This is a genomic window from Rubrivirga aquatilis (assembly GCF_046845665.1).
Lineage (GTDB): Bacteria > Bacteroidota > Rhodothermia > Rhodothermales > Rubricoccaceae > Rubrivirga.
On record NZ_CP177355.1, the window covers coordinates 655,354 to 680,392 of the forward strand.

The window sequence follows — 25,039 nt, forward strand, 5'->3', positions numbered from 1 at the left end:
CCCGGATGAACGTGACAGGCCCTAGTGCTGCGTCAGGGCTCTGCTCCCGAGTGCCGCTCCGCCGTGCAGAGGAGAGAGTCACCCTCCTGTACAGGCGGCACGTCCCGCTCGCGGGAAGGGAGATAGAGGTGGGGGGGCGAATCGACTGCGAGCTTGTCCCTGTCGGGTCGGCACAGCGCTAGCTCACGCGTCTTCGTTCGTCAGCGGCGGCTCCCCCCGTCGGGTCCTCTCCCCGCTGCGCTCAAGGGCGCTCGGGCGGGGGGCGGAACGCCCGGCCGAAACGCGGAAGGAGCGCGGCCCGTCGAGCGTAAGCGCCTCCCTCAACGTCACATTGGCATATCCGCGCTGCGCAAAGCCAGCGGGTCGATTCGCGGGCGCCGGCGGCCCCCACAAAAAAAGGCGGCGACCCCGTGAGGAGCCGCCGCCCGAGAGCGCTGAGGCGCAGGGTGGCTAGTAGCCGCCGCCGCCACCGTAGCCGCCGCCACCGCCGCCGCGGTTGCCACCGCCGCCACCGTAGCCGCCGCCACCGCCGCCGCGGTTGCCACCGCCGCCACCGTAGCCGCCGCCACCGCCGCCGCGGTTGCCACCGCCGCCACCGTAGCCGCCGCCACCACCGCCGGAGCGGTCGCCGCGCGGGCGGGCCTCGTTGACCGTGAGCGGGCGGCCGCCCATGTCGAAGCCGTTGAGGGCCTCGATGGCCGCGCGGGCCTCGTCGTCGTTCGTCATCTCGACGAAGCCGAAGCCACGCGAGCGACCGGTGTCACGGTCCTTGATGATCGTAGCGCTGTCGACGGACCCGTAGGCCTCGAACTGGCTGCGAAGGTCGTCGTCTCCCGAGGAGTAGGGGAGGTTTGCGACGTAGATGTTCATAATGCGGGGGTTGAAGAGGAGCGCCGACAGGGGAATACGAAAGACGGGTGGGCCAGATAGCTCGACTCGGATCTGTCGGCCCCGCGTGCTCCGGGAAAACGTGCTCGCGCTAGAACCACAGAGGGCTCCACACGGGCGTTGAGCGGCAACATACCGCGTGTGTGCCCCGCAGGATCCCCCACGCGCCGATTTCGCCCATAGTGGGCGCGCCCTTCTTGTGCGCCCGACGCCGAATCGGCTGGCTGTGGGGCGTACGAGACGGGTTGCCGGGACTCGCTGCAGCCCCGGCGACACGGAGGGGAGCGCTAATCGAGCCCGTAGGCCGCCGTGATCTCGTCCGGCGTATACGGCTGGCGCTCGGCCTCGGGCAGCATCGCCTTCGTGACGACGAACGGGCCGATCGCCAGCGCGTCCATCCCCGTCCGCCGGAACACGCGAATCGCGTCAGCGGGCGAGTGGACGATGGGCTCGCCGCGCACGTTGAACGACGTGTTGACCAGCACCGGGCACCCCGTCTTCCGGCCGAACGCCGCCAGGAGGGCATGAAACATGCCGTTCCGCTCGGCCGTGACCGTCTGCACCCGTGCCGAGCCGTCGACGTGCGTGACGGCGGGCAGCGCGCTCGCGACGGCCTCCCGCTTGTCCAGTCCGATGCCACCGGTCGTCGCGCCCCGCACCGGGCCCACGAGCAACATGTACGGGGATTCAGGGAAAGGGGGACGGGGGACGGGGGAAGGGCTATCTCCCCAACTCTCGATCTCGTGGCAATGGGCGATCCCCTCTTGGCCCTTGCCTCTTGCCTCTTGCCTGAGTTCGAAGAACTCCGCCGCCCGCTCCGCCAGCACGGCGGGGGCGAAAGGCCGGAAGCTCTCGCGGAACTTGATCTGCAAGTTGACGCGGCGCTGCACGTCGGCGCCGCGCGGGTCGGCCAAGATGGAGCGGTGGCCGAGGGCGCGGGGGCCGAACTCGGCGCGGCCCTGGAACCAGCCCACGGTCTGGCCCTCCGCGAGCAGGTCCGCCACGCGGTCGGTGAGCGCGTCGCCGTCGGCGTGCGTCTGGTACGGGAGGCCGTCGGCGTCGAGGGCGGTGCGGATCTGGTCGGGCGTCCACTCTGGGCCGAGGAAGGCGCCGTGCATGGCGTCGCTGGCGGAGACGGCTCGCGGCTCGTCGGCCCACTCGTGCGCGGCCACGAGCGCGGCGCCGAGCGCGCCCCCAGCGTCGCCGGCCGCGGGCTGGATCCAGAGGTCCTCGAACGGGCCCTCGCGCAACAGCCGACCGTTGGCCACGCAGTTGAGCGCGACGCCGCCCGCGAGGCAGAGCTTGGTCTCCCCCGTCTCGGCGTGGACGTGCCGCGCCATCGCCAGCACGGCGTCCTCCACGACCGCCTGCACGCTCCGCGCCAGGTCCATCTCGCGCTGCGCGAGGGGCGACTCGGGCTGGCGGGCCGGTCCGCCGAACAACTCCTCGAAGCGGCGCCCCGTCATCCGCGTGCCCGTCGCGAAGGTGAAGGCGTCGGCGTGGAGCCGGTACGAGCCGTCGGCGCGCAGGTCGATCAGGTGCTCGCGGATGACGTCGACGTAGCGAGGCTCGCCGTAGGGCGCCAGCCCCATCAGCTTGTACTCGCCTGAGTTGACCCGGAAGCCGCAGAACGTGGTGAACGCCGAGTACAGCAGGCCGAGCGAGTGCGGAAAGTGGATCTCCTGTCGCAGGTCGAGGCCCGCGCCGTCGCCGACGCCCCAACTCGTCGTCGCCCACTCGCCGACGCCGTCCGTCGTGAGGAAGGCCGCGCGCTCGAAGGGGGAGGGGAAAAAGGCGCTCGCGGCGTGGCTCCGATGGTGCTCCGAGAAGACGAGCGGGCCTTCATAGTCGCCCAACTCGCGACGAATCGTGTCGGGTGTCCACAGCTTCTGCGTCAGCCAGACCGGCATCGCGCGGATAAAGGCGCCCAGCCCGCGCGGGGCGTACGCCAGCGAAGTCTCCAGAATCCGCTCGAAGGTCAGCAGGGGCTTGTCGTAGAAGGCGACCGCATCGAGCTGGCCCGCCTCGATGCCCGCCTCGGACAGGCAGTACGCCGCGGCGTTCGTGGGGAATGACGGGTCGTGCTTGCGGCGCGTAAACCGCTCCTCCTGGGCCGCCGCTACGATCTCGCCGTCGCGCACGAGTGCGGCGGCCGCGTCGTGGTAGAAGCAGGACAAGCCGAGGACGGTCATGCGTGGGGCGCGGGGCGTCGGACGTGGAGAGTCCCCACGCCCCACGCTCTAAAAGAAGCGTTCAAGGCTCTCGCGGTCGGGGCGGCCGTCGGCCCGGTCGACCCAATATGTCGCCGCGCTCGCGTCAGGCCGCCGCGTCAGCGGGTCGCGGCCGAACGCGCGGAGGGTCAGGCCGGTCGGGACCACGATGGCGACGAACACGACCGTCAGCAACACGCGTGTCATCACGAAGCCGAGCGCGAACGCGAGCGCCATCCACACCCGCCGGACCCCGCGCAGCGCGCCGGGCGCGACGGTGCCGAGAATCACCAGCGCACCGCCCAGCCCGCCCAGTCCCGACACCCAGGGGCCGAGGTCGCTCCGCCACCACACGACCCCGGCGATGGCGACGAACACGCCGCCGACCGTCCACCCAAACCGCCGGAGCGCGCGGCGCGACGGATCAAGCGCGCGGACTTCATCGCGGACGGTCTCGAGGAAACGGGGGGCGTCGTCGGCCATGGGCGGGGAAGCTAGAGCCGTCCGCCACCGACCATTGCGGCTGGCGCTCCCCCCGACCTGCGGGCGCTATCCCTGCCCGATCACTTGCGACCCGGGCTTCCCTACGAGCGAGGGGGACAGTCCGAGTACGCCCCAGGAGTTTCTCTGGCCTGCCAGCGGCCTCGACACCTGCCCCGACGCGCCGACTCAATAGATGGGGACGTGCCGGAGCACGCCCCCGCAGGGCGGTCGGAGCGGGCGCGGCTAGGCGTCCATCTCGGCGACCTCGCCCGTGTCGACGTCGGCGCGGTAGCGGCGGCCGCCGAGCACGATGGCCACGACGCGGTCGCCGGACCCGTCGAGCGGGAAGGTGATCTCGAAGGTCTCGTCGATCTCGATGGTCTCGGGCTCGCCGCCAGCGGGCGTCCGGGTGATGATGGCGACGAACGTTCCTGAGATCGTGCCCTCGACGGCGCGGCGCCAGCGCCGCGCTGTGCCACGCGGGCCGCGCACGTCGGCGAGGGTGGCGTCGAGTTCGTAGGCGACAGTCCGCTCGCCGCGGGCGCCGCGCAGGGTGTCGGTCGCCGCGCGCTGCACGGCGCCGTTGACGGTCACGAGGTCGGCGCCGAGGTCGGTCACGTCGAGCGCCACACCGAGACGGGTCAGGGCGTGGACGTGGCGCGGGGTGCGGAGCAGGCTCGACGCCGAGAGCACGTCGTAGTGGAGCGCGTCGGCGCTGCGGGCCTCGGGCTGGGGCTGTCCAGCGGCGTCGAAAAACTGGACCGTCGCGGTCCGCTCGAAGGCGGCGTAGAAGTAGCCGTCCTCCGCGCCGCGCTCGCAGTCGGCGACGAGGGTCCAAGCGACGGCGACCTCGTCGAAGGTGCGCTCGGCGCGACAGCCCCGGCGGTGGGGGGCGGACACACGCGCGGCGTCGGTGTCAGCGAACGCGGCGGCGGCGGCCGCGTCTTCCAGGATGCCGCCCGCGTCGACGGCGATGGCCGTCGCGAGCGTGACGGCGGCATCGTCGAGGGCCGCGTCGGCGAGGGCGGCGTCGGGGCCGGCGGCGTCACAGGCGGCGAGCGAGAGGGCGAGGGCGCCCAGGAAGAGCAAGCGGGTCATGGCGGCGTGCGGGGGTGCGACGCCAACCTGGGGGGTGGCCGGGCGGTTCGTGTGTCGGACCTGTGGCGATTCCGCCGGGTCCCGGCGTCGGTTGTGTCGCGGGGCCCGGCGGCGGGGCTACTCGCGGACCCGGCGGCGCGGGCGGTCGGCGGGCTCCGCGAGCGGGTCGAGGTCGAGCAGGCCGGGGTCGATCCGGTCGGCGAGGCCGGCAGCGCGCGCCTCGCGATCGAGGTCGTAGCCCTCCGTCGTGACGATGGCCTCGAGCGTCTCGATGCGGCGGCGCAAGCGCTCGCGCTCGTCTTTCGCGTCGGCGAGCTCGTCTTCGAGGTGGGCCGTGGCCCGGCCCATCTTGTCGGCCGTCGCGGCGTTCGTCTTGGCCACCTTGGCGTAGGTGCCGGCGAGGATCGCCACACTCGCGACGATAAACGGCATGACGGCGATGAGAGCGGGGTCCATGGCGCAGAGGGGCAGTCCGGCGCCAACCTACGCCGTCCCTATACCCGACTGCGAGCCAGGCCTCCTATGTCAACGGCTTACGGGAGCCGCACCGAAGCGGTCATGCGTCCAGACCGAGCGTGAGGTACGAGGTCGTACGGGGCACCTCGGAGCGGACGCAGCAGCCTACCAGGGTGTCCCGCCGCTCGCATGGGGCATCGGGACCACGGGCGGTCGTGCGGACCGCGGTCAGTCCACCCAGATCGTCTTGGCGTTGACGAACGCGCGGATGCCGTGGCGCGCCAGCTCGCGGCCGTACCCGCTCGCGCCGATCCCGCCGAACGGCAGGTTGGGGTGGCTCTTCGTCATCTCGTTGACGAACACGGCGCCCGAGCGGATCTCGCGCGCCAGCCGCTCGCCCTTGTCCACGTCCGCTGTCCAGACGCTGCCGCCGAGTCCGAAGCGCGTCGCGTTCGCCAGCCGGACCGCGTCGTCGGCGTCGTCGGCCACGATGAGCGAGGCGACCGGCCCGAAGATCTCCTCGTCGAAGGCGACCGTGCCCTCTTCGACGCCGGCGAGCACGGTCGGCGGGTAGTAGTAGCCGGTCCCGTCGGGGATGGCGCCGCCGGTCAAGACCTCGGCGCCGTCGGCGGCCGCGCGGTCGACCTGGTCCTGGATGTCGTCGCGGAGGTCCTTCCTCGCCAGCGGCCCGATGTCGGTGGCCGGGTCGAGCGGGTCGCCGACCGTGAGCGCGGCCATGCGGCGCGTAAAGCGCTCGGTGAAGGCGTCGGCGATGGGCGCCTCCAGGATGAACCGCTTGGCGGCGATGCACGACTGACCGTTGTTCTGCGTCCGCGACGTGATGCCCGTCTCCAGCGCCGCGTCGAGGTCGGCATCCGCCAGCACGATGAAGGCGTCGGTGCCGCCCAGTTCCAGGACGCAGGGCTTGAGCGCCTCGCCCGCCTGCTTGGCGATGACGCGCCCGGCGCCCTCGCTCCCCGTCAGCGTGACGGCGCGGACGCGGTCGTCGGCGATGACCTCGGCGGTCTGGTCGTGGTCGATGATGAGGTGCTGGAAGACGGCCTCCTCGAAGCCCGCCTCGGTGAACAGCGCGGCCATGCGGTCGCCGCAGCCGAGGACGCTCGTGGCGTGCTTGAGCAGCCCCACGCCGCCGGCCATGACGGTCGGCGCGGCAAAGCGGAAGGCCTGCCAGAAGGGGTAGTTCCACGGCATCACCGCCAGCACCGGCCCGAGCGGCTCGTACGCGACGACGCTCTTGGTGGCCTCCGTCGCGCGCGGCTCGTCGGCCAGATAGCGTTCGGCGTGCTCGGCGTAGTAGCGGCAGACCCAGGCGCACTTTTCGGCCTCGGCGACCGCTTGCGCGAGCGGCTTGCCCATCTCGGTCGTCATCAGGCGGCCGAGGTCGTCTTTCTGACCGTCCAGGAGGTCCGCCAGCCGGCGCATGGCGACGGCGCGGTCGTCGAAGGAGGTCCGGCGATGGGCCTCGAAGGCGTCGGCGGCGCGGCCGAGGGCGGCGTCGAGGGCTGGCGCGTCGAGGAGGTCGTAGCGGGCGATCTCGGCCTCGGTGGCCGGGTTGACGGTGGCGAGCATGGGGGCGTCGGGCGGGTGCCCGGGTTGAGCGAGCTTGGGGGGCCGGTGTTCCGCACGGCCCCCGCCGATCGGCGCCCGGGACGGACGTTTCGGACGGCCCGCCTTCCGTCCGGCGTGAAAACCCGGGCGGGTCAGTTGCCAGACCGCGCGCGAGGCCGGAGATTCCGGGCGCTCACCTTTCGATCCATGGCCGCCTCTGGAACCCTTCGTCGAAGCGCCCGCCTGGTGCGGTCGTGGCTCGGCACGCTTCGGCCCCCGGCCGGCGGGCCGGCCCCCCGCACCATCGACGAAGTGACCGATCGGGGCGTCTCGCGGGCCGCCATCGAGGCGATCGTGGGGATGCCCATCGGCGACCTGGATCTGTACGAGCACGCGCTCCGCCACCGCTCCCTCTTCCGCGGGCTGACGACCGACGGGACGGAGTCCAACGAGCGGTTGGAGTTCCTGGGCGACGCCGTGCTGGGCGCCGTGGTCGCGGAGGCCACGTTCCGCCGGTTCCCCGACCGCAACGAGGGGCTGCTGACGCGAACGCGGGCGACGCTGGTCAACGGGAAGGCGCTGGCGGGGTACGCCGAGGCCATCGGGCTGGGGCCGATGATCCTGATGAGCGAGAACATGGAAGGCTCCGACGGGCGGGGCAACGCGACGATTCTGGCCGACGCCTTCGAGGCCATCGTCGGGGCGGTGTACCTCGACCTCGGGTACGGCGCCGCGCGCCGGTTCGTGATTGCGGTGCTGGCGCAGTGCGTGACGCTGGAGGCCGCCGCGGCGGACCGGAGCAACCACAAGAGCCGCCTGCTGGAATACGTCCAGGGGCTGGGCTTGGAGCAGCCGACCTACGAGGTGGTCTCGGAGGAGGGCCCGAGCCACGAGCGCCAGTTCACGATCGCGGCGATGGTAGAGGGCGAGGCGCTAGGGACGGGCATCGACCGCTCGAAGAAGGCCGCCGAGCAGTCGGCTGCGCGCGAGGCGCTCCTGACGCTGCGTCGGCGCGAGACGGCGAAGGCGTAGGAGGGGCAAGGGGCGAGCCCTTCGGCTGGCGCGAGCCCACCCGCAGGTGCTGTACCCGTCGCCCTCCCCCGGCCCCTCCCGGACGGTAGGGGAGGATCGGTTTGGAGATCTCCGTGAGCCTGCTGGCGCAAGCCGATCCGTAGCGCCGTGGTACACCACGGCGTCGGCCGGGCGCGAGCCGGCCTGCTGGCGGAAGCGTCCCACGAGCGAGCCCCTTGCCTCGTCCCCCTTGCCCCGTTCCCTCCCGGGCGAAGACGGCGTGAGGGGGAGCACTGCGCGCGGCTCGCTCGTTACTTGCCGCCCTCACCCCGACCCGGCCCGATGGAGACGCTCGTGACCGCCGCCCACCCCGACCGCTTCGTCGACCGCCACCTCGGCTCGTCGGCCGCCGAGCAAGCCGAGATGCTCGACGCGCTCGGGCTCGACTCGCTCGACGCGCTCAGCGCCCAGGCCGTCCCCGACACCATCCAGTTCGAGGGGCTGCTCGACCTGCCCGACCCGATGTCGGAGCGCGAGCTGCTCGACGAGCTGACGGCGCTCGCGGAGCTCAACCAGACGTCGCGGAGCTACATCGGGCTCGGCTACCACGGCACGATTCTGCCGCCGGTCATCCAGCGCAACGTGCTCGAGAATCCGGGCTGGTACACCCAGTACACGCCGTACCAGGCCGAGATCGCCCAGGGCCGGCTCGAGGCGCTGCTCAACTTCCAGACCGCCGTCTCCGACTTGACCGGCCTGCCGGTCGCGAACGCCAGCCTGCTCGACGAGGGCACGGCGGCGGCGGAGGCCATGGCCATGTTCTCGGGCGCGCACCGCGGCAAGCGGGCGACGTTCGTGGTCGACGCGCGGTGCCACCCGCAGACGATCGCGGTCGTCCAGACGCGCGCCGAGCCGATCGGCATCGAGGTCGTGGTGACCGACGTCGCCAGCGCGGACTTTGGCGACGACACGATCGGTGCGCTCGTCCAGTACCCGACGACCGACGGCGAGATCGTGGACTACGCAGGCGTCGCCGAGGCCGTGCACGGCGCGGGCGGCTACCTCGCCGTGGCGACCGACCTGCTGGCGCTCGCGCTCATCGAGGCGCCCGGCGGCTGGGGCGCGGACGTGGCGCTGGGCTCCAGCCAGCGGTTCGGCGTGCCGATGGGCTTCGGCGGCCCGCACGCGGCGTTCTTCGCGACGACCGACGGGTTCGCCCGCAAGATCCCGGGCCGCATCATCGGCGTGAGCCAGGACCGGCTGGGCGACACGGCGCTGCGGATGGCACTCCAGACCCGCGAGCAGCACATCCGACGCGAAAAGGCGACCTCGAACATCTGCACGGCGCAGGTGCTCCTCGCCAACATCGCGGGCTTCTACGCGGTCTACCACGGACCCGAGGGCATCAAGGCGATCGCCGAGTACGTGCACGGGCAGACGCGGCGGCTGGCGACGGCGCTGGAGGCGGCGGGCCACACGGTCCGCCACGACGCCTATTTCGACACGATCCGCGTCGACACGGCGGATGGTCTGGACGCGGCGGCGGTCGCCAGCGATCAGTTCGACATCAACCTCCGCCGCTACGACGACGGCTCGGTCGGCGTCGCGCTCGACGAGACCGTCACGGACCTCGACCTCGCCGACCTCGTCGACGCCTTCGGCGGGGCCGTCCTGCCCGAGGCGGACGACGCGAGCTACGAGGGGCTGCTGGCGCGGACGACGGACTTTCTGACGCACCCGACGTTCGAGCGGCACCGGACCGAGCACGAGATGCTCCGCTACCTCAAGCGGCTCGAAAACCGGGACCTGTCGCTCGTCCACAGCATGATCCCGCTCGGGTCGTGCACGATGAAGCTCAACGCGACGGCCGAGATGATGCCGGTCACGTTCCCGGGCTTCGCCAACGTCCACCCGTTCGCGCCCGAGGACCAGACGGAGGGCTACGAGGAGATCGTGGACACGCTCGAAGAGTGGCTGGCGGAGATCACCGGCTTCGACGCCGTCTCGCTCCAGCCCAACTCGGGCGCCCAAGGTGAGTACGCCGGGCTCTTGACGATCCGCGCCTACCACCTGTCGCGCGGCGACGACCAGCGGACGGTCTGCCTGATCCCGACCTCGGCGCACGGCACGAACCCCGCCAGCGCCGTGATGGCGGGCATGGACGTGGTGGCCGTCAAGGTGACCGAGGCGGGCGAGGTGGACATGGCCGACTTGCGCGCCAAGGCCGAGCAGCACGCGGACCGGCTGGCGGCGCTGATGATCACGTACCCGAGCACGCACGGCGTCTTCGAGCGGACGATCCAGGAGATCGCCGACATCGTCCATGACCACGGCGGGCTCGTCTACATGGACGGGGCCAACATGAACGCGATGGTGGGGCTGTGCCGCCCGGGCGACTTCGGGATGGACGTGTGCCACCTCAACCTGCACAAGACGTTTGCGATTCCGCACGGCGGCGGCGGGCCGGGCATGGGGCCGATCGGCGTCGTCGAGCGGCTGGCGCCGTTCCTGCCGGGCCACCCGCTCTCTGCGGCGGGCGGTGAGAACGCGATCGGGCCCGTCGCGTCGGGGCCGACGGGCAGCTCGCTGGTGCTGCTAATCTCGTGGGCCTACATCGCCATGATGGGCGCGGAGGGGCTGCGCCGTGCGAGCCAGCTGGCGATCCTGAACGCCAACTACATGGCGAAGCGCCTGGAGGGCCACTACGACGTGCTGTACCGGGGGCCCGGCGGGCGCGTCGCGCACGAGTTCATCTTGGACGTGCGGCCGTTCCAGAGCGTGGGCATCGGGGCCGAGGACATCGCCAAGCGCCTGATCGACTACGGCTTCCACGCGCCGACCATGTCGTGGCCGGTGACGGGCACGCTAATGATCGAGCCGACGGAGAGCGAGTCGAAGGAGGAGCTGGACCGCTTCTGCGACGCGATGATCGCGATCCGGACGGAGATCCAAGAGGTCGAGCTGGGGACGGCCGACCCCGTCGACAACGTGCTCAAGCAAGCGCCCCACACGGCGGCCGAGGTCACGTCGGACGACTGGAGCCACGCGTACTCGCGCCAGCAAGCGGCGTACCCGGCGCCGTGGACGCGCGAGGCCAAGTTCTGGCCGGCCACCTCCCGCGTCGACAACGCCTTCGGCGACCGCAACCTGGTCTGCTCCTGCCCGCCGATGGAGGACTACGTGTAGGGGGGCGAACCAGCTCGCCCGTGCGTCGATGGGGGGTCTTCCCTTTCGACCGAGGCCTTCCACGCCCGGCTTGCGCTTCGGAGCACGGCCGTAGCCCCAGCCGAGGCGCCCCGGGTGCTGGAGCGCGCCCTGACGGCGCCGCTGGCTCCCGCTCAAATCCTGGATGACTGAACCCGCCTGCGGGAGGGGACGACGTTCCGCGCACCCGAGGGCGAGATCGAGTCGGCGTTTCGAGCGCGCCGCCACCAGCCGTGACCGTCACCGACGCTACGCGGCTCGTCCATCCGGCGCCGCCCGTCGCGTCCGACTCGGACGCCGAGACCGCGCGCGCCGTGTGGCCGTCGCGCCCCCGGCTGGCGGGCGCTCGCGCTCGGGGCAAGCGTCTCGCCCGCTAATCGTCAGCGTGCAGCGGCCGGGCAGCTACCTGCCCGCTGGCGGTCCGCCCGCAGGGGCTTGGATGCATGGGTGTTAGATCGACCGTAGACTCTCCGCTCACCGCCAGGTATTTAGCCGAATGGGAAAGCAATCCGCCCTGTTCGGTGAGTTGAGGCGCCGCCGGGTGATCCGTTCGACGCTGATCTACGCCGGCGTCGCGTGGCTCCTCGTCCAAGTCGCCGCAGTGGCCGCCCCGGCGCTGGACGGTCCGGATTGGACGGTGCGTGTGGCGATCCTGCTTGCCGTCGCCGGACTTCCCGTGGCCGTGGTCCTCTCCTGGATCTTCGACATCGACCCCGAGCGCCTCCGGCTTGCGGTGACCCCCGAGGACTCCGGCGTGGATCGCCCACCGGTGGCCGACGCGATCTCGGTCCCTCCCCCGACGCTGCCCGGTGCTCTGATCGGGCGCGAGAGCGACGTAGATCACATCGTGGGTCGGCTTCGGTCGGACGCCCGGATGGTGACGCTGACGGGGCCAGGGGGGACCGGCAAAACGCGGCTAGCAACCGCCGTCGCCGAAGCTCTTCGGACGACGTTTTCCGGTGGCGTCGCGTTTGTCCAACTGGCCGCCGTGACGGACCCGAGCATGGTGCTCCCGACCATCGCGAGGGCGCTCGATGTGCCCGAAGCCGAAGGGCGTTCGGTCCTCGACGGCCTCGGCGCCCTCGTCGGCACACGGCATGTGCTCTTCGTGCTCGACAACCTGGAGCAGGTCCTCGGCGCCGCGCCCGACATCGCAGCGCTGCTCGCACGGTGCCCTCACCTGCACATCCTCGCGACGAGTCGGTCGCCGCTCCGCATTGGGGCGGAGGCCGACTATCCGGTCGCGCCGCTCGACCTCCCCAAGCTGGGGGTCGCCGTGGCGCCCGACGACCTGAGCCGCTACCCGGCCACGGCGTTGTTCATGGAACGGGCAATCAATGCGTGCCCTGGTTTCGCGCCCACGCCCGATCAAGCGGACGCCGTCGTCGCCATCTGTCGGCGACTCGACGGGCTCCCGCTCGCGCTCGAACTGGCGGCCGCGCGGGTGCGCGTGCTCGATCCCCAAACGCTCCTCCAACGACTGGAGCACGCCCTCGACGTGCTCACGACCGGCGCCCGCGACCTCCCCGAGCGCCAGCGGACGTTGCGCGCGACCATCGACTGGAGCCACTCGCTCCTGACGGAGCCCGAACAGCAGCTCTACCGCCGCCTGGCCGTGTTCGAAGGAGGGTGGACCCAGAGCGCCGCCGAGGCCGTCTGCTATGACGGCACGGCAAAGACGGGGCTCGACGAGATGGCCTCCCTCATCGAGCAGGGGCTCGTCCGGCCGACGGGCGTGCCGGGCCGGTTCGACATGCTCCAGACGATCCGGGAGTTCGCCCTGGAACGGCTCGGTGAGAGCGGGGACGCCGAGGCGCTGCGCGTTCGCCATGCTGATCACTACCTGGCCGTTGCCGATGAGGTCCGGCAGGGGGCGATGGGGTCGAACCAGTTGGAGTCGATGGCTCGGGCTGACGCGGAAGCCGCCAACCACCAGGCCGCACTCGCCCACTACCGAACCCGTGCGGAGGGGGGAGACGGCGAGGCGGCAGAAAACGGACTGCTGCTCTGCGGGGCGTTCGTTCTGTACTGGCACATCCGCGGCCTGCACATCAGCGCCCGAGAGTGGAGCGATGCGTTCTTTGAGTTGCCCAGCAGTCCTAGGACGAGCCTCGGCCGTGCTCGGGCGCTCGCGACGGCCGGCCTCGCCTCGATGACGCTCGGCGATTTCGACCGAGCGATCGCCGAGTCTCTCAAAGGAGCCGACATCGCTCGCGAGGTTGGGAGCGCCTATGACGAGGCCCTGAGCTTCTTCATGGCGGGCGCGACGGCCATGAGCAGCGGTGATCTGGAGACCGCCCGTCGCCATCTGGAGCGCAGCCTCGACCTCCAGCAAGCCGGTGAGCTCGACTGGCCGTGGGGGAAAGCCATCGCACAGACCTTCCTCGGAATCGTCAACGCCGCAACGGGCGACGCCGAGACCGCACGAGTGGCCCTCGAAAACGCGCTGGCGATCCAGACCCGGATCGGGGATTACGAAGGCGCGGGGGCGGCCTACGGAGGGTTAGGGCTGCTGGCCGATGTGGCCGGGGATCATCAGGCCGCCATCGCGCACTATGCCGATGCCCTACGCGCCTTCGCGACCGTTCGAGACCGACCCGAGGAAGCCCGCATCCTCGACTCCCTCGCGTGGTCGTCGCTTGCTCTGGACCGGACAGACGATGCCCGGGGCTATTTCTTTCAGTCGTTCCAGGCCTATGACGAGGTGGCGAGCGTCCGTGGGAAGGGGCTCGCGCTATTCGGGCTGGCGGCGACGGAGGCCGCGGAGGGGCACAGCGAGCGAGCGATCGCGCTGGAGGCTGCAGCCGAAGTGTTCTCCGAGCAGGAGGGGATCGTCACCGTGTATCCGTCGGGGTCGTCGGCGCCAGAGTATCTGGACCGTGCGCGCGAGGGGGGCGCTCCAGACGTGAGGGAACGGCTCGCCGAGGAGGGCCGGCGGTGGTCCGTGGAGGAGGCGGTGAGCTATGCGAAGGGGCTCGAACCTGCGCTTGCCTGATCTCAGGTTGAGGTCCGTCTGACGGCATGCCCCGGCCAACGCCAGCGGACCCACCCCTGCAGGCCTGCCGGGAGGGCCCGCGCTCTCGGCGCGTCCGAACGCCTGGCGATGGCCTCTCCTATCCTCACCTCCCGGCGGCTGAGGCCTCGGCGAGACGTTGCGTGGACTCGGCCAGCGTTTGGACGTTGCGGACGATAGCGTCCTGGGGCTTCTCGTCGTGGAGGAAGCCGCCGCGCCCGGCCTCGGTGCAGCGGTCGATGCGCTCGATCCGGCTCAAGATGTGGTCGAGCTAGAGGCGGTCGGTCACAGGGGCCGGGCCTCGGCCTGGATGGCGCCGCGGTGCGTGGTCAGCAGAGCGCTAATGGCTGGCGAGAGCCCGTGGGCCGAAGATATCGGCGGGGGCGCCTGAGGGCCGACCGCGAGCGGGCCTATCCTCGGGGCGGACTGCACTCCCCACCCTGTCGATGACCCCGATGCTGAGGCCCCTGCTCGCCGCCCTCGTCCTCCTCGCCGCCCCGGCCGCGCTCGCGCAGGCGCCGTTCACCGTCGACGACGTGTTCTCTCTCGAATGGGCTGAGGACCCGCAGATCAGCCCGGACGGCGAGCACGTCGTCTACGCGCGAGCGGGGATGGACCGGATGACGGACAAGCGCCGGCGGTCGCTGTGGATCGTGGGGACGGACGGGACCGGCCACCGCAAGCTGACCGTCGGCGAGGGCGGCGAGGGCTCGCCGCGCTGGTCGCCGAGCGGCGACCGCGTGGCGTACGTGGCGTCGACGGACGAGGGCGCGGAGCTGTACGTGCGGTGGCAGGACACGGGCCAGACGGCGCGGCTGACCCAGCTCGACCGCTCGCCGGCGGGGCTGGCGTGGTCGCCGGACGGGACGATGCTGGCGTTCTCGATGCTGGTGCCCGAGAAGGACCCCACGTTCACCGTCACGATGCCGGCCAAGCCGAAGGGTGCCGAGTGGGCGGATGCGCCACGCATCATCACGCGCGTCCGCCACGAGGCCGACGGGTCGGGCGACATCGAGCCGGGCCACCGGCACCTGTTCGTGGTGCCCGCCGACGGCGGCACCCCGCGCCAGGTCACGACGGGCGACTACCAGCACGGCGCCGACTTCGACTGGCTGCCCGACGCCAGCGGCCTCATGTTCTCAGCGAACCGGAGCGCCGACTGGGAGCTCGACTTCCGGGCCTCGGAGCTGTACCGCGTCGGGCTGGCGGACACGACCGTGACCACGCTGACCGACCGCGACGGGCCCGACCGGAGCCCGGCCGTCTCGCCCGATGGCCGGCACGTGGCGTACCTCGGCTTCGACGACCGCGTGCGGACATTCCAGAACACGCGCCTGAGCGTCCGCGACCTCCGTACCGGGGCGACGCGCGTGCTGGCGGGCGGCCTCGACCGGAGCCTGGGCGACATCACCTGGGACGCGGACGGCGACGGGCTCTACGCGACGTACCTCGACCGGGGCGCGACGCGGCTGATGTGGGTCGGGCTCGACGGCGACGTGCGCGAGATCACCGACGCGCTCGGCGGGCTGGCGATCAGCCGGCCGTACACGAGCGGGGCGTACTCGGTCGCCGACGACGGGACGGTCGCGTTCACGCACGGGACGGCCGACCGGCCCTCGGACGTGGCCGTCGTGGTTGACGGCGAGACGCGCGTGCTGACCGACCTCAACGGCGACGTGCTCGCGCACCGCCAGCTAGGCCCGACGGAGGAGATCACGTGGCAGAGCGCGGACGGGCTGGAGATCCAGGGCTGGATCACGCGTCCGCCGAACGCCGAGCCCGGGCGCCGGTACCCGCTCTTGGTTGAGAACCACGGCGGGCCGATCGCGGCGTACGGGCCGCAGTTCTCGGCCGAGGTCCAGCTCTACGCCGCGGCCGACTACGTCGTGTTCACCCCCAACCCGCGCGGCAGCACGGGCTACGGCGAGGCCTTCGCCGACCTGCTCTACCACGACTACCCCGGCGGCGACTTCGGCGACATCATGGCGGGCGTCGACGCCGTCCTCGCGACGGGCGCGGTCCACCCCGACTCGCTGTACGTGACCGGCGGGAGCGCGGGCGGCACGATGACGGCCTGGATGGTGGGCAACTCGGACCGCTTCCGGGCGGCGGCGGTCATCAAGCCGGTGGTCAACTGGATCTCGAAGACGCTCGTCGCCGACAACTACTACGGGTACGCGGACTACCGCTACCCCGGCCAGCCCTGGGAGAACCCGATGGCGTACTGGCAGGACTCGCCGATCTCCGTCGTCGCCCAGATCCAGACGCCGACGATGGTGATGGTGGGGACCGACGACCGGCGGACGCCGCCCTCGGAGGCGCGGCAGCTGTACCACGCGCTCCGCCTGCGCGGCGTGGAGACGGCCTACATCGAGATCCCCGGCGCCTCGCACAACATCGCGAACCGGCCGAGCCAGCTGGCGGCCAAGGTGGCCTACATCCTGGCGTGGTTCGAGCAGTACCGGGGCGTCAAGTAGACGTGGAGCCATGAGCGACCCGTCGGTGTGGGTAGATGGAGCGATGCGGACGAGCGCCCGTCCCGGGCCACCCCCAACGATTGGGCGGGGTAGGTTGGGGGACCTCCCCTGGATGCCCATGCCGTCTCCCGTCGCCGGAGTCCTCGCGCTCGCTCTCTTCGTGGCCGGCTGCGCCGCCTCCGCCCCGCCCGCGCCGTCGGCGGCCCCGACCGACGTGACCGAGGCCACCATCGCGGAGGTCCATGCGGCTATGCGCGCGGGGACCCTCACGAGCCGGGCGCTCGTCGAGGCATACCTCGCGCGCATCGCGGCCTACGACCTGCCCGACGGCCTCAACGCGCTCACAGTCGTCAACGCCGGGGCCCTGGCACGGGCCGACGCGCTCGACGCCGAGGTCGCGCGGACGGGCGTCCTCCGCCCGCTCCACGGCATCCCGCTCGTCGTCAAGGACAACTACGACACGGCCGACCTCCAGACGGCGGCCGGGTCGCTGGCCCTCAAGGGCGCCGTCGCCCCCGACGACGCCTTCCAGGTGCGGCGTCTGCGGGAGGCGGGCGCGATCGTGCTCGCCAAATCGAACATGGCCGAGTGGGCCTTCAGCCCCGTCCTCACGGAGAGCTCCATCGGTGGCGTGACGCGCAATCCATACGACCTCGACCGCGTCCCGGCGGGCAGCAGTGGCGGGACGGCGGCCGCGGTGTCGGCCAACCTCGGGATGGCCGGGCTCGGCACCGACACGGGCAACTCGATCCGCGGGCCGTCGTCGCACACGGCGCTCGTCGGCATCCGGTCGTCGATGGGTCTGACCAGCCGCGACGGGATCGTGCCGCTCTTCCTCCGCAACGACATCGGCGGCCCCATGACGCGGACCGTCGAGGACGGCGTCCGCCTCTTGGACGTGATCGCAGGCGTCGACCCGGCCGACCCGATCACGGCGCGCGCCGCGGGGCGTCCGGCGAGCTACCTCCCCGCGCTCGACCTGGACGGTCTCCGGGGCCGCCGCGTCGGCGTCTTCCGGCGGTATCTCGTGGGCGCCGACCCCGAGGTGGCCGCCCGCACTGAGCAGGCGCTCCGTGACCTCGCCGCACAAGGCGCCGTCCTCGTCGACCCGTTCGACGTGCCGGACTTCGAGGCGCTCACGGAGGGCATCTGGTGCGCCACCTTCCGGCAGGACCTCGACGCCTACCTCGCCACGCGGGGCGCGACGGTCCGCTACAGGTCGCTCCAGGAGGTCGTCGACTCGGGCCTGTACCTCGGTTCCAACGCCGAGGCGCTGGCCTCCCTGCTCGCGGAGGACACCGACCCCGCCGAGCGCGAGCCGCCCTGCATCGACGTGTTCGCGTCGCCTCGCAACATCGCCTTCCGCGACGCGGTCGAGGGCGCGATGGCCGCCGCCGACCTCGACGCGATCGTCTACCCGACGTGGAGCCACCCGCCGCGCCTCGTCGGGGACCTCGAGAGCCCACACGGCGACAACAGCCAGCTGCTCTCGCCGCACACCGGCCTCCCCGCGATCACGGTCCCGAGCGGGTTCACGGCGGCCGGCCTTCCTACGGGCCTCACGTTCGTCGGCGAGATGCTCGGTGAGGAGGCGCTGATCGGGATGGCGTACGCCTACGAGCAGGCGACCCGGCACCGCCGCCCGCCGTCGGGCTTCCCCGCGCTCGACTGACAGCGCCGGTCCGCTCGTCTCCCTGAGCGTGTCGCAGGGTCACGGCGGCTCGCGGCGGAGAGCTCGCCCCGACAAAGGTCTGTGTACGGTGGCGGCGGTGGGCGACGTTGAGTCCTCATTCCCGTCGCTCCTCGCCACGCGCGCCGCGATCGCCGGCTGGACCCCGAGCACGTCGCCGCGGTCGGCGTCCACCACGTCGGCCCACCGAACCTCCCCGCTCCCCCATCCTCGCTGTGAGATGGTCGGGCGTCGGCCTTCCGGTCTCGTCGATGTGCGCGGCACCGTCGGAGGCGTCGAGGTGGAGCGACGCGGAGTTGGAGGAGCTCCGAGTGCTCGTCTCTCGCCCGCCCCATCCCTCTCTGCTCCGGGGCTCGCGGGGCTAACGCGGCGTCGAGCGGTGACCCGGGCCGGAGGTGGCCGTCTCATTCTGAGGACTGCCTGAGGATCGCGCTAGCCCGGAATGGGGGCTTGCGCGCCCGGTCGCACGATTCGGGGCGGAGGGGCGGTTCTGCTGTCTCCGCGGGCGACGCCCAGGCGTGACGGTCTGGTTTGGAGAAACAGGCGCGGGCCGGACTGGCCGATGCCCCGTCTAGCTTTTCCCCGGTCGGGTCCGTGGGGACCGGACCTGTCGCCTCTCGCACCCCCTCGCATGGACCGCCGCGCGTTCTTCGCCCGCCCGACCGCTGCCCACCGGCACGCCGCCCGCCGCGCCGACCTCGCGCCGTACACGGGCCCGTGGACGGCGACGCAAGCGACCCACCTCATCCGCCGGACGCACTTCGGCGCCAGCCGCCCGGACGTGGTCGGCGCGATTGTGGCCGGGTCTGCCGGTGCCGCCGCGAGCGCCCTCCTCGACGCTGCCGCGAGCCGACCGCTCCCCGACGAGCCCAGTTGGGCGGGCTCGACGACCTCGAGCGGCGGCGACAACATCCAGCGGCTCTACGCCTGGCAGCGCGCGTGGTACGCCGAGATGGCGGATGGCGGCCTGCGCGAGAAGCTGGCGCTGTTCTGGCACGACCACTTCGCGACGGCGCAGGCCGTCTACACGCATGCCGCGTTCGCCGTCGACTACCTGACGTTCCTGCGCGAGCACGCCGTCGGCCCGTTCCGCCCGCTCCTCGAGGGGATCGGCACGCGGCCGGCGATGCTGCGCTTCCTGGACAACGACCAGAACGAGGCGGGCAACCTCAATGAGAACTACGCCCGGGAGATCCTGGAGCTGTTCTCGATGGGCATCACCGGGCCGGGCGGCGGGGCCAACTACACCCAGCAGGACGTGGTGGAGGCCGCGCGCGCGCTGACCGGCTGGACGGTCGACGAGAGCCGCATCCGGAGCCGCTTCGAGGCCGGCCGCCACGACGCCGGGACGAAGACCATCTTCGGGCAGACGGGCAACTGGGACCACGACGACCTGGTGGACCTGATCTTCCAGCAGCGGGGCACCGCCGTCTCCCACTTTCTGGCGGGCAAGCTGTACGCGTGGTTCGTCCACCCCGTCCCGAACGCGGGCGTCGTCGACGCGCTGGCGGCCGTGCTTCGGCAAACCGACTTCGACACGCGCGCCGCGCTGCAGGCCCTGCTCGCGAGCGCCCACTTCTACGACGCGTCAGTCGTCGGGGCGCGGATCAAGTCGCCGATGGAGCTTCTCGTCGGGCTGGGGCGCGAGCTGGGCACGACGCCGTCGCAGGCCGTCCTCGAGGCGTTCCGGACCGCCAGCGCGTCGATCGGGCAGGAGGTGCTCAACCCCCCGTCGGTCGAGGGCTGGCCGGGCTACGACGACCCCCTCGAGTACCGCGCCTGGGTCACGACCGGCACCATCCCCGAGCGGCGCGGGCTGGCCGACGCGGCCGTCTTCGGCGACGGCGCCTTCCCCGACTACGACCCGCTTCCGCTCGCGGAGCAGATCTCCGACCGCTTCGACCCCTACCGCCTGACGCGCGACCTCGCCGCGCACCTGCTGGCGGTCCCGCTGAGCGAGGCCGACGCCGACGCGCTCGCCGAGCAGACCGTGCTCGACGGCGTGCCGACCTCGTACACGCGCGACGAGCGGCGCGGCTTCTGGGTCGAGATCCTCGTCTCGTCGGAGCCCGCCGCGCGCGACCGCCTGCGCCAGCTGCTGTCAGCGCTCGTCAACCTCCCGGAATACCAGCTGGTCTAGGCCGCCCGATCCCCTCCCCCTATGTGCGACCACCACGACCACGTCTCGCCGCCGCGCCGCGCCATCTCGCTCGACTTCGGGCGCGAGCACGACCGCGACCACGCCGCCTGGAGCCGCCGCGACTTCCTGACCGGCGCGACGACGGCCGCCGCGGGCGCCTTCCTGTTGGGCTCCGGCGCGAGCGCCCGGACCGTCCGCGCGTCGTCGCACACGCCCCTCCTGCGGTCGCTGGGGCAGACCGAGACCGACCGCGTGCTCGTCATCATCCAGCTGGGCGGCGGGAATGACGGGCTCAACATGGTCGTCCCGTACACGAGCGACGCCTACTACCGCCGCCGCCCCCAGATCGGGCAGGCGCAGTCCTCGCTGATGACGCTTGACGGCGACTACGGGCTCAACGGCGCCATGTCGTCGCTCGATACCATGTGGGGCGACGGCGACCTGGCGGTCGTCCACTCGGCGGGGTACCCGAACCACAGCCGCTCGCACTTCCGGTCGACCGACATCTGGGCCTCGGCGTCGGACGCGAACGAGCAGCGGACGGACGGGTGGACCGGCCGCTACGTGGACCGCGCCTTCCCCGGCCACATCGCCGACCCGCTGCCGTACCCGGTCGCGATTCGCATCGGCGGCGCGTCGTCGCTGCTGGTGCGCGGCGCGGGCGGGGCGCTGGGGATGAGTTTTTCCAATCCCGACCAGTTCGACCGGCTCGCGCAGACCGGCCAGTACTACGACGAGTCGGCCGTCCCGGCGACGCTGGCGGGGGACGAGCTCCGGTTCGTGCGCGAGATCTACAACTCGGGGCTCCGCTACCGCGACGCGGTCTACGACGCCTCGCAAGCCGGCGAGAACGACGGCGAGGCGGGCTACCCCGGCGGCGGGCTGGCGTCGTCGCTGGCGTCGGTGGCGCGGCTCATCAAGGGCGGGCTGCCGTCGCGCATGTTCGCCGTCTCGATCGGCGGCTTCGACACGCACTCGAACCAGCTCAATCGCCAGCCCGGGCTGCTGCGGCAGATCGCCGAGTCGGTCCGCGCCTTCTACGCCGACCTCGCCGGCGACGGCGACCGCGTGCTCACGATGACGTTCTCGGAGTTCGGCCGCACGATCGGCCAGAACGGCGCGGCCGGCACCGACCACGCCGAGGCCTCGCCACTCCTGCTCTTCGGCGGCGGCGTCGGCGGCGGCCTCTACGGCGACGGCCCGGGGCCCGTCCTCGACACGTTGCCCGACAACCAGAACGCGCTCCCGATGTCGGTCGACTTCCGGTCGGTCTACGCGAGCGTGCTGACCGACTGGTTCGGGCTGGAGGCGAGCGACACCTCGGCCGTGCTCGGCGGCGGGTTCGCGCCCCTCGCAGGGCTCGTGGCCCAGCCGATGACCGTCGACGCCGGGCCGGGGCCGGACGCCAGTTTGCGCTTGGCCGTCTCGCCGAACCCGGTTATGGGCACCGCGAATGTGGACGTCCGGCTCGACGCGCCCGCCCAGGCCACCGTCGAGGTGGTCGACCTGGCGGGCCGCACCGTCCGCGTGCTCCGCGACGCGCCGCTCGCGGCCGGCGAGCACGCCATGCCCTTCGATACCGCCGGCTTGGCCGCTGGCTTGTACCTCGTCCGCCTGCGCACGCCCCGTGCCGCGCGGACCGTCTCCGTCACCGTCGTCCGATGATCCGCTTCCCTGTACTCCTCGCCGTCCTCTTGCTGCTCCCCGCCTGCGACGCCTTCGGCGGGGGCGACGACACCGCGTCCGTCGACGGCTTCCCGGTCCTGTTCGAGGGCCAGTGGGGCTTTATCGACGCCGAAGGGCGCTTGGTCACCGGGCCGCGCTTCGACTTTGCCGACGAGGTCGTCGGCGGGCTCTCGGCCGTCCGAATGGGTGCGCTGTGGGGCTACGCTAGGCCCGACGGCGTCACGGCCATCGAGCCGCAGTTCGACGCCGCCGGCCGGTTCGAGGGGCGGCTCGCGCCGGTCCGCACCGCCGACGGCTGGGGCTTTATCGACGACACCGGCGCGCGCGTCGGCGACGGCGGCTACGACAGCGCCGAGGCGTTCTCCGACGGCCGCGCGGCGGTCCGCCGCGACTTTCTGTGGGGCTACGTCGACGAGAGCGGCGCGGGCGTGATCGAGCCGCAGTTCGCCGCCGCCGGGCCGTTCGTGGCCGGGCTGGCGCCGGTTCAGACCGCCGAGGGCTGGCGCTACATCGAGCGCGACGGCGCGTTCGCCTTCGGCGGCGCCTACGACGAGGCCGGGCCGTTCTCCGACGCCGGCCTGGCGCCCGTCCGCGAGCTCGGCGCCGAGGTCTGGAAGTACATCGACCGTGACGGCCGGATCGCGCTCAACTCGACGTTCGAGGCCGCCGGCCCGTTCGTCGACGGCGCCGCCGTGGTCCGAACGAATGACCGCGCGGCCATCATCGACCGCGACGGCGACTACCTCGTGGCGCCGAAGCTGGCGGAGGCGCAGGCCTTTTCCGAGGGGCTGGCGGCGGTCCGCTTCAACAACCGCTGGACGTACGTCCGCCGCGACGACGGCCTGATCATCACGAGCCCCACCTTCTCGACGGCCCGGCCGTTCCGCGGCGGGCTGGCGCAGGTCACGACGGGCAGCGGCGACAACGTGCGCGTGGGCTACATCGGCCGCGACGGCGACTACGTCTGGGAGCCGACCCGGTAGCGCACGCGGCGAGCCCGCTGCCCCGAGACCGCCCGCCGCAAGCGCTGGGGACGAGGCATGGGGAACGTGGAATGAGGGCGCCCATGCTCATCGCCCCCCTGTCGACTCCACGCATCCGTCTCGCTCTACGCACACTGAATCTCGACCTCTGAACCCCGCTCTCATGACTCGCTTTCCCCTCCTCGTCCTCCTCGCGCTCGCGGCGATCGTCGCCGGCTGCGACGCGTTTTCGGGCTCCGACACCGGCGACGCCAGCGCCCGCTTGTTCCCGGCCCGCCAGAACGGCGACCGGGTGCTGATCGACCAGACCGGCCGCGTCGTCGTCACGCTCGACGGCTACAGCAGCGTCCGCCCAGGCGCCGAGGGGCTGACGCCCGCGCGTCGTTGGGACGGCCAGCGAAACGTTTGGGACTACTTCGGGACCGACGGCGAGATCGCCTTCTCCGTGGCTGCCGACGAGGCGTACGCCCCGCGCGACGGCCGCGCTCGCGTCCGCGTCGACGGGCGGTGGGCGTTTGTCGACACCGACGGCGAGTACCTCATCAACCCCTACCTCAACGACGCCCGCGACTTTTCCGGCGGCGTGGCGCGTGTCAAGACGACGGGCTACAAGTGGGGCTTCATGGACCGCAGCGGCGCCATCGTCGTCGAGCCCACGTTCGGGTCGCTGGGCGACTTGCGAGACAACCGGGCCCGCTTCGAGCGCGACGGCAAGGTGGGCTACGTCGATCGGACCGGCGCCGTCGTGATCGAGGCGGCCTACGACGAGGCCCGCGACTTTTCCGGTGGCCGCGCCGCCGTCCGCCAGGGCCAGCGGTGGTTCTACATCGACACCGCGAACCAGCGCCAGATCGGGAGCACCACGTTCCTCTCGGCCGGCGACTTTGCCGAGGGCCTCGCGCCCGTCCGCACCGACGGCGCCTGGGAGTACGTCGACGCCAGCGGCGCGCGCACCATCGACCCCCAGTTCGGCACGGCCCGCGCCTTCGTCGACGGCCGCGCGGCGGTCGAGGTCGACGGGTACTGGACGTTCGTCCGGACCGACGGCACGCTCCTCCGCGCGCCCGAGTTCGACGAGGTGGCCGACTTCGCGGGCGGGCTCGCGGCGGTCGTGGTGGACGGGCGGACCGGCTACATCGACCGCGACGGCGCGACGGTCTGGCTCCCGCGCGACTAGGAACGGGCCGCGCATTCTGGAGGTGTCCTCTCGGGTGAGTGTGTCGGGTGTGGAGCGTGGGCCGTCTGGGGTCGTCGCGCTCTGTCGAAGCGTTGGCCGGGACTCCTCCACGTGCCCTCCCTCGACACGCTCGGAAGACTCAGAGACAGCATCCCGTCTGGGCAGGTGCCCCTCTGCCGACGGCCGACGGCCGACGCCCGAGCCGCGGGCGATGACGCACCAGAAGGCCTTCCCGCTCCCGGAATCGCCGCTTCCGGCGCCGAGGCGGCCGGGGCGCCTCGGATGCCGTAGGCTTGCGGTCCCCTCTCTGCTCTCGCCGTGCTCCGACGTCTCCTCCCGCTTGCCCTCGTCTTCGCCGCCTGTGGCGATGCTCCCGCCGACGACGCGGCGGACACGCTGCGCGGGGCGCCAGCGATGGCCGTGGCGCCCATGGCCTCGGTGGCGGACGTGCCGGCGCCCGACCGGGAGCCGGGCATCCCGAAGGCCGACACTGGCGACCGGACGCCGTACGAGGCCCTACGGGGCTGGGTCGGCCACCCGGCCGTGCGCGACGACGGGTCGCAGTTCGTGCTCCAGCCGTCGGTCCACCTCCAGGTCAAGGAGGCGTTCAGCGTCGAGCCCGGGCTGATGGACCGGCTGGCGCGGCTCGCCACCGAGCCCACGTTCGAGATCACGCCGGTCGACTTTGCCGGCGCGGCGTTCGCGCTGGCGTTTCCGGCCAACGGTGCGATCGAGGACGACCCGCGCTCGCTGTGGCTGCTGATCGACGCGGAGACCGGCGCGACGTTCGCGATCCTCTCCGACGGTGGCGACACGTTCTACAGAGCGTCCCACGACGCCCGCATCGACGACCTCACGCCGACCGCCATCGCATGGATGTCGGACGCCTCGGGCACGCCGTTCGAGGAACTGGCGCGGATGTCGGAGGGCGCGCCCATGAGCCCCTGACCGGAC

Annotated in this window: 18 protein-coding genes; 11 read left to right on the forward strand and 7 right to left on the reverse strand. The window is 72.1% G+C overall.

Annotation, left to right across the window (positions count from 1 at the left end; translation table 11 throughout):
• Positions 1-450 precede the first annotated feature (450 nt).
• The 6 genes from ACLII4_RS02775 to ACLII4_RS02800 form a co-directional block, all read right to left on the reverse strand.
• Positions 451-870, reverse strand: coding sequence for an RNA recognition motif domain-containing protein (locus ACLII4_RS02775; RefSeq protein ID WP_412069373.1), 420 nt, complete (start codon positions 868-870; stop codon positions 451-453).
• A gap of 305 nt (positions 871-1,175) precedes the next feature.
• Positions 1,176-3,080 (reverse strand): carbamoyltransferase, encoded by a 1,905-nt coding sequence (locus tag ACLII4_RS02780; protein ID WP_412069374.1) that lies wholly within the window; start codon positions 3,078-3,080, stop codon positions 1,176-1,178.
• A 48-nt stretch (positions 3,081-3,128) separates the two neighbouring features.
• Positions 3,129-3,581, reverse strand: coding sequence for an SxtJ family membrane protein (locus ACLII4_RS02785; protein ID WP_412069375.1), 453 nt, complete (start codon positions 3,579-3,581; stop codon positions 3,129-3,131).
• Positions 3,582-3,824: 243 nt separating this feature from the next.
• Positions 3,825-4,679 carry a hypothetical protein gene (locus ACLII4_RS02790; protein ID WP_412069376.1) on the reverse strand — a complete coding sequence of 285 codons (855 nt, stop codon included), beginning with the start codon at positions 4,677-4,679 and terminating at the stop codon, positions 3,825-3,827.
• A gap of 117 nt (positions 4,680-4,796) precedes the next feature.
• Positions 4,797-5,135 (reverse strand): hypothetical protein, encoded by a 339-nt coding sequence (locus ACLII4_RS02795; protein ID WP_412069377.1) that lies wholly within the window; start codon positions 5,133-5,135, stop codon positions 4,797-4,799.
• Positions 5,136-5,363: 228 nt separating this feature from the next.
• Positions 5,364-6,725, reverse strand: a complete 1,362-nt coding sequence (locus ACLII4_RS02800; RefSeq protein WP_412069378.1) for an NAD-dependent succinate-semialdehyde dehydrogenase — start codon at positions 6,723-6,725, stop codon at positions 5,364-5,366.
• A gap of 186 nt (positions 6,726-6,911) precedes the next feature.
• On the opposite strand from ACLII4_RS02800, the gene rnc reads away from it, so the two are divergent.
• The 4 genes from rnc to ACLII4_RS02820 all read left to right on the forward strand — a co-directional run bounded on the left by rnc (position 6,912) and on the right by ACLII4_RS02820 (position 13,914).
• A complete protein-coding gene (gene rnc, locus ACLII4_RS02805) occupies positions 6,912-7,736 on the forward strand; it encodes a ribonuclease III (protein WP_412069379.1) in 825 nt (274 codons plus the stop codon).
• Positions 7,737-8,057: 321 nt separating this feature from the next.
• Entirely contained in the window at positions 8,058-10,901 is a 2,844-nt protein-coding gene (gcvP, locus tag ACLII4_RS02810) for an aminomethyl-transferring glycine dehydrogenase (RefSeq protein ID WP_412069380.1), read from the forward strand.
• Between the two features lie 251 nt (positions 10,902-11,152).
• Positions 11,153-11,296: a hypothetical protein gene (locus ACLII4_RS02815; RefSeq protein ID WP_412069381.1), complete on the forward strand. Its 144-nt coding sequence runs from the start codon at positions 11,153-11,155 to the stop codon at positions 11,294-11,296.
• Positions 11,297-11,415: 119 nt separating this feature from the next.
• Positions 11,416-13,914: an ATP-binding protein gene (locus tag ACLII4_RS02820; RefSeq protein ID WP_412069382.1), complete on the forward strand. Its 2,499-nt coding sequence runs from the start codon at positions 11,416-11,418 to the stop codon at positions 13,912-13,914.
• 124 nt (positions 13,915-14,038) lie between these two features.
• Here the strand turns inward: ACLII4_RS02820 and ACLII4_RS02825 are convergent, their stop codons facing one another.
• Positions 14,039-14,191, reverse strand: coding sequence for a HepT-like ribonuclease domain-containing protein (locus ACLII4_RS02825; protein ID WP_412069383.1), 153 nt, complete (start codon positions 14,189-14,191; stop codon positions 14,039-14,041).
• Positions 14,192-14,378: 187 nt separating this feature from the next.
• Here ACLII4_RS02825 and ACLII4_RS02830 point away from each other — a divergent pair, with 187 nt between their 5' ends.
• From ACLII4_RS02830 to ACLII4_RS02860, 7 genes are all read left to right on the forward strand, one after another.
• Positions 14,379-16,409, forward strand: a complete 2,031-nt coding sequence (locus ACLII4_RS02830) for a prolyl oligopeptidase family serine peptidase (protein WP_412069384.1) — start codon at positions 14,379-14,381, stop codon at positions 16,407-16,409.
• A 118-nt stretch (positions 16,410-16,527) separates the two neighbouring features.
• Positions 16,528-18,081 carry an amidase gene (locus ACLII4_RS02835; RefSeq protein ID WP_412069385.1) on the forward strand — a complete coding sequence of 518 codons (1,554 nt, stop codon included), beginning with the start codon at positions 16,528-16,530 and terminating at the stop codon, positions 18,079-18,081.
• Positions 18,082-18,730: 649 nt separating this feature from the next.
• The gene (locus ACLII4_RS02840; protein ID WP_412069386.1) at positions 18,731-20,239 is read left to right on the forward strand and encodes a DUF1800 domain-containing protein; all 1,509 of its coding nucleotides are present in this window, start codon (positions 18,731-18,733) and stop codon (positions 20,237-20,239) included.
• Between the two features lie 21 nt (positions 20,240-20,260).
• Positions 20,261-21,904, forward strand: a complete 1,644-nt coding sequence (locus ACLII4_RS02845; protein ID WP_412069387.1) for a DUF1501 domain-containing protein — start codon at positions 20,261-20,263, stop codon at positions 21,902-21,904.
• Positions 21,901-22,908 carry a WG repeat-containing protein gene (locus ACLII4_RS02850; RefSeq protein WP_412069388.1) on the forward strand — a complete coding sequence of 336 codons (1,008 nt, stop codon included), beginning with the start codon at positions 21,901-21,903 and terminating at the stop codon, positions 22,906-22,908. The genes ACLII4_RS02845 and ACLII4_RS02850 overlap by 4 nt, the downstream gene beginning before the upstream one ends.
• A 163-nt stretch (positions 22,909-23,071) precedes the next feature.
• A complete protein-coding gene (locus tag ACLII4_RS02855; RefSeq protein WP_412069389.1) occupies positions 23,072-24,085 on the forward strand; it encodes a WG repeat-containing protein in 1,014 nt (337 codons plus the stop codon).
• 318 nt (positions 24,086-24,403) lie between these two features.
• Entirely contained in the window at positions 24,404-25,033 is a 630-nt protein-coding gene (locus ACLII4_RS02860) for a hypothetical protein (RefSeq protein ID WP_412069390.1), read from the forward strand.
• The last annotated feature ends 6 nt before the right edge of the window (positions 25,034-25,039 follow it).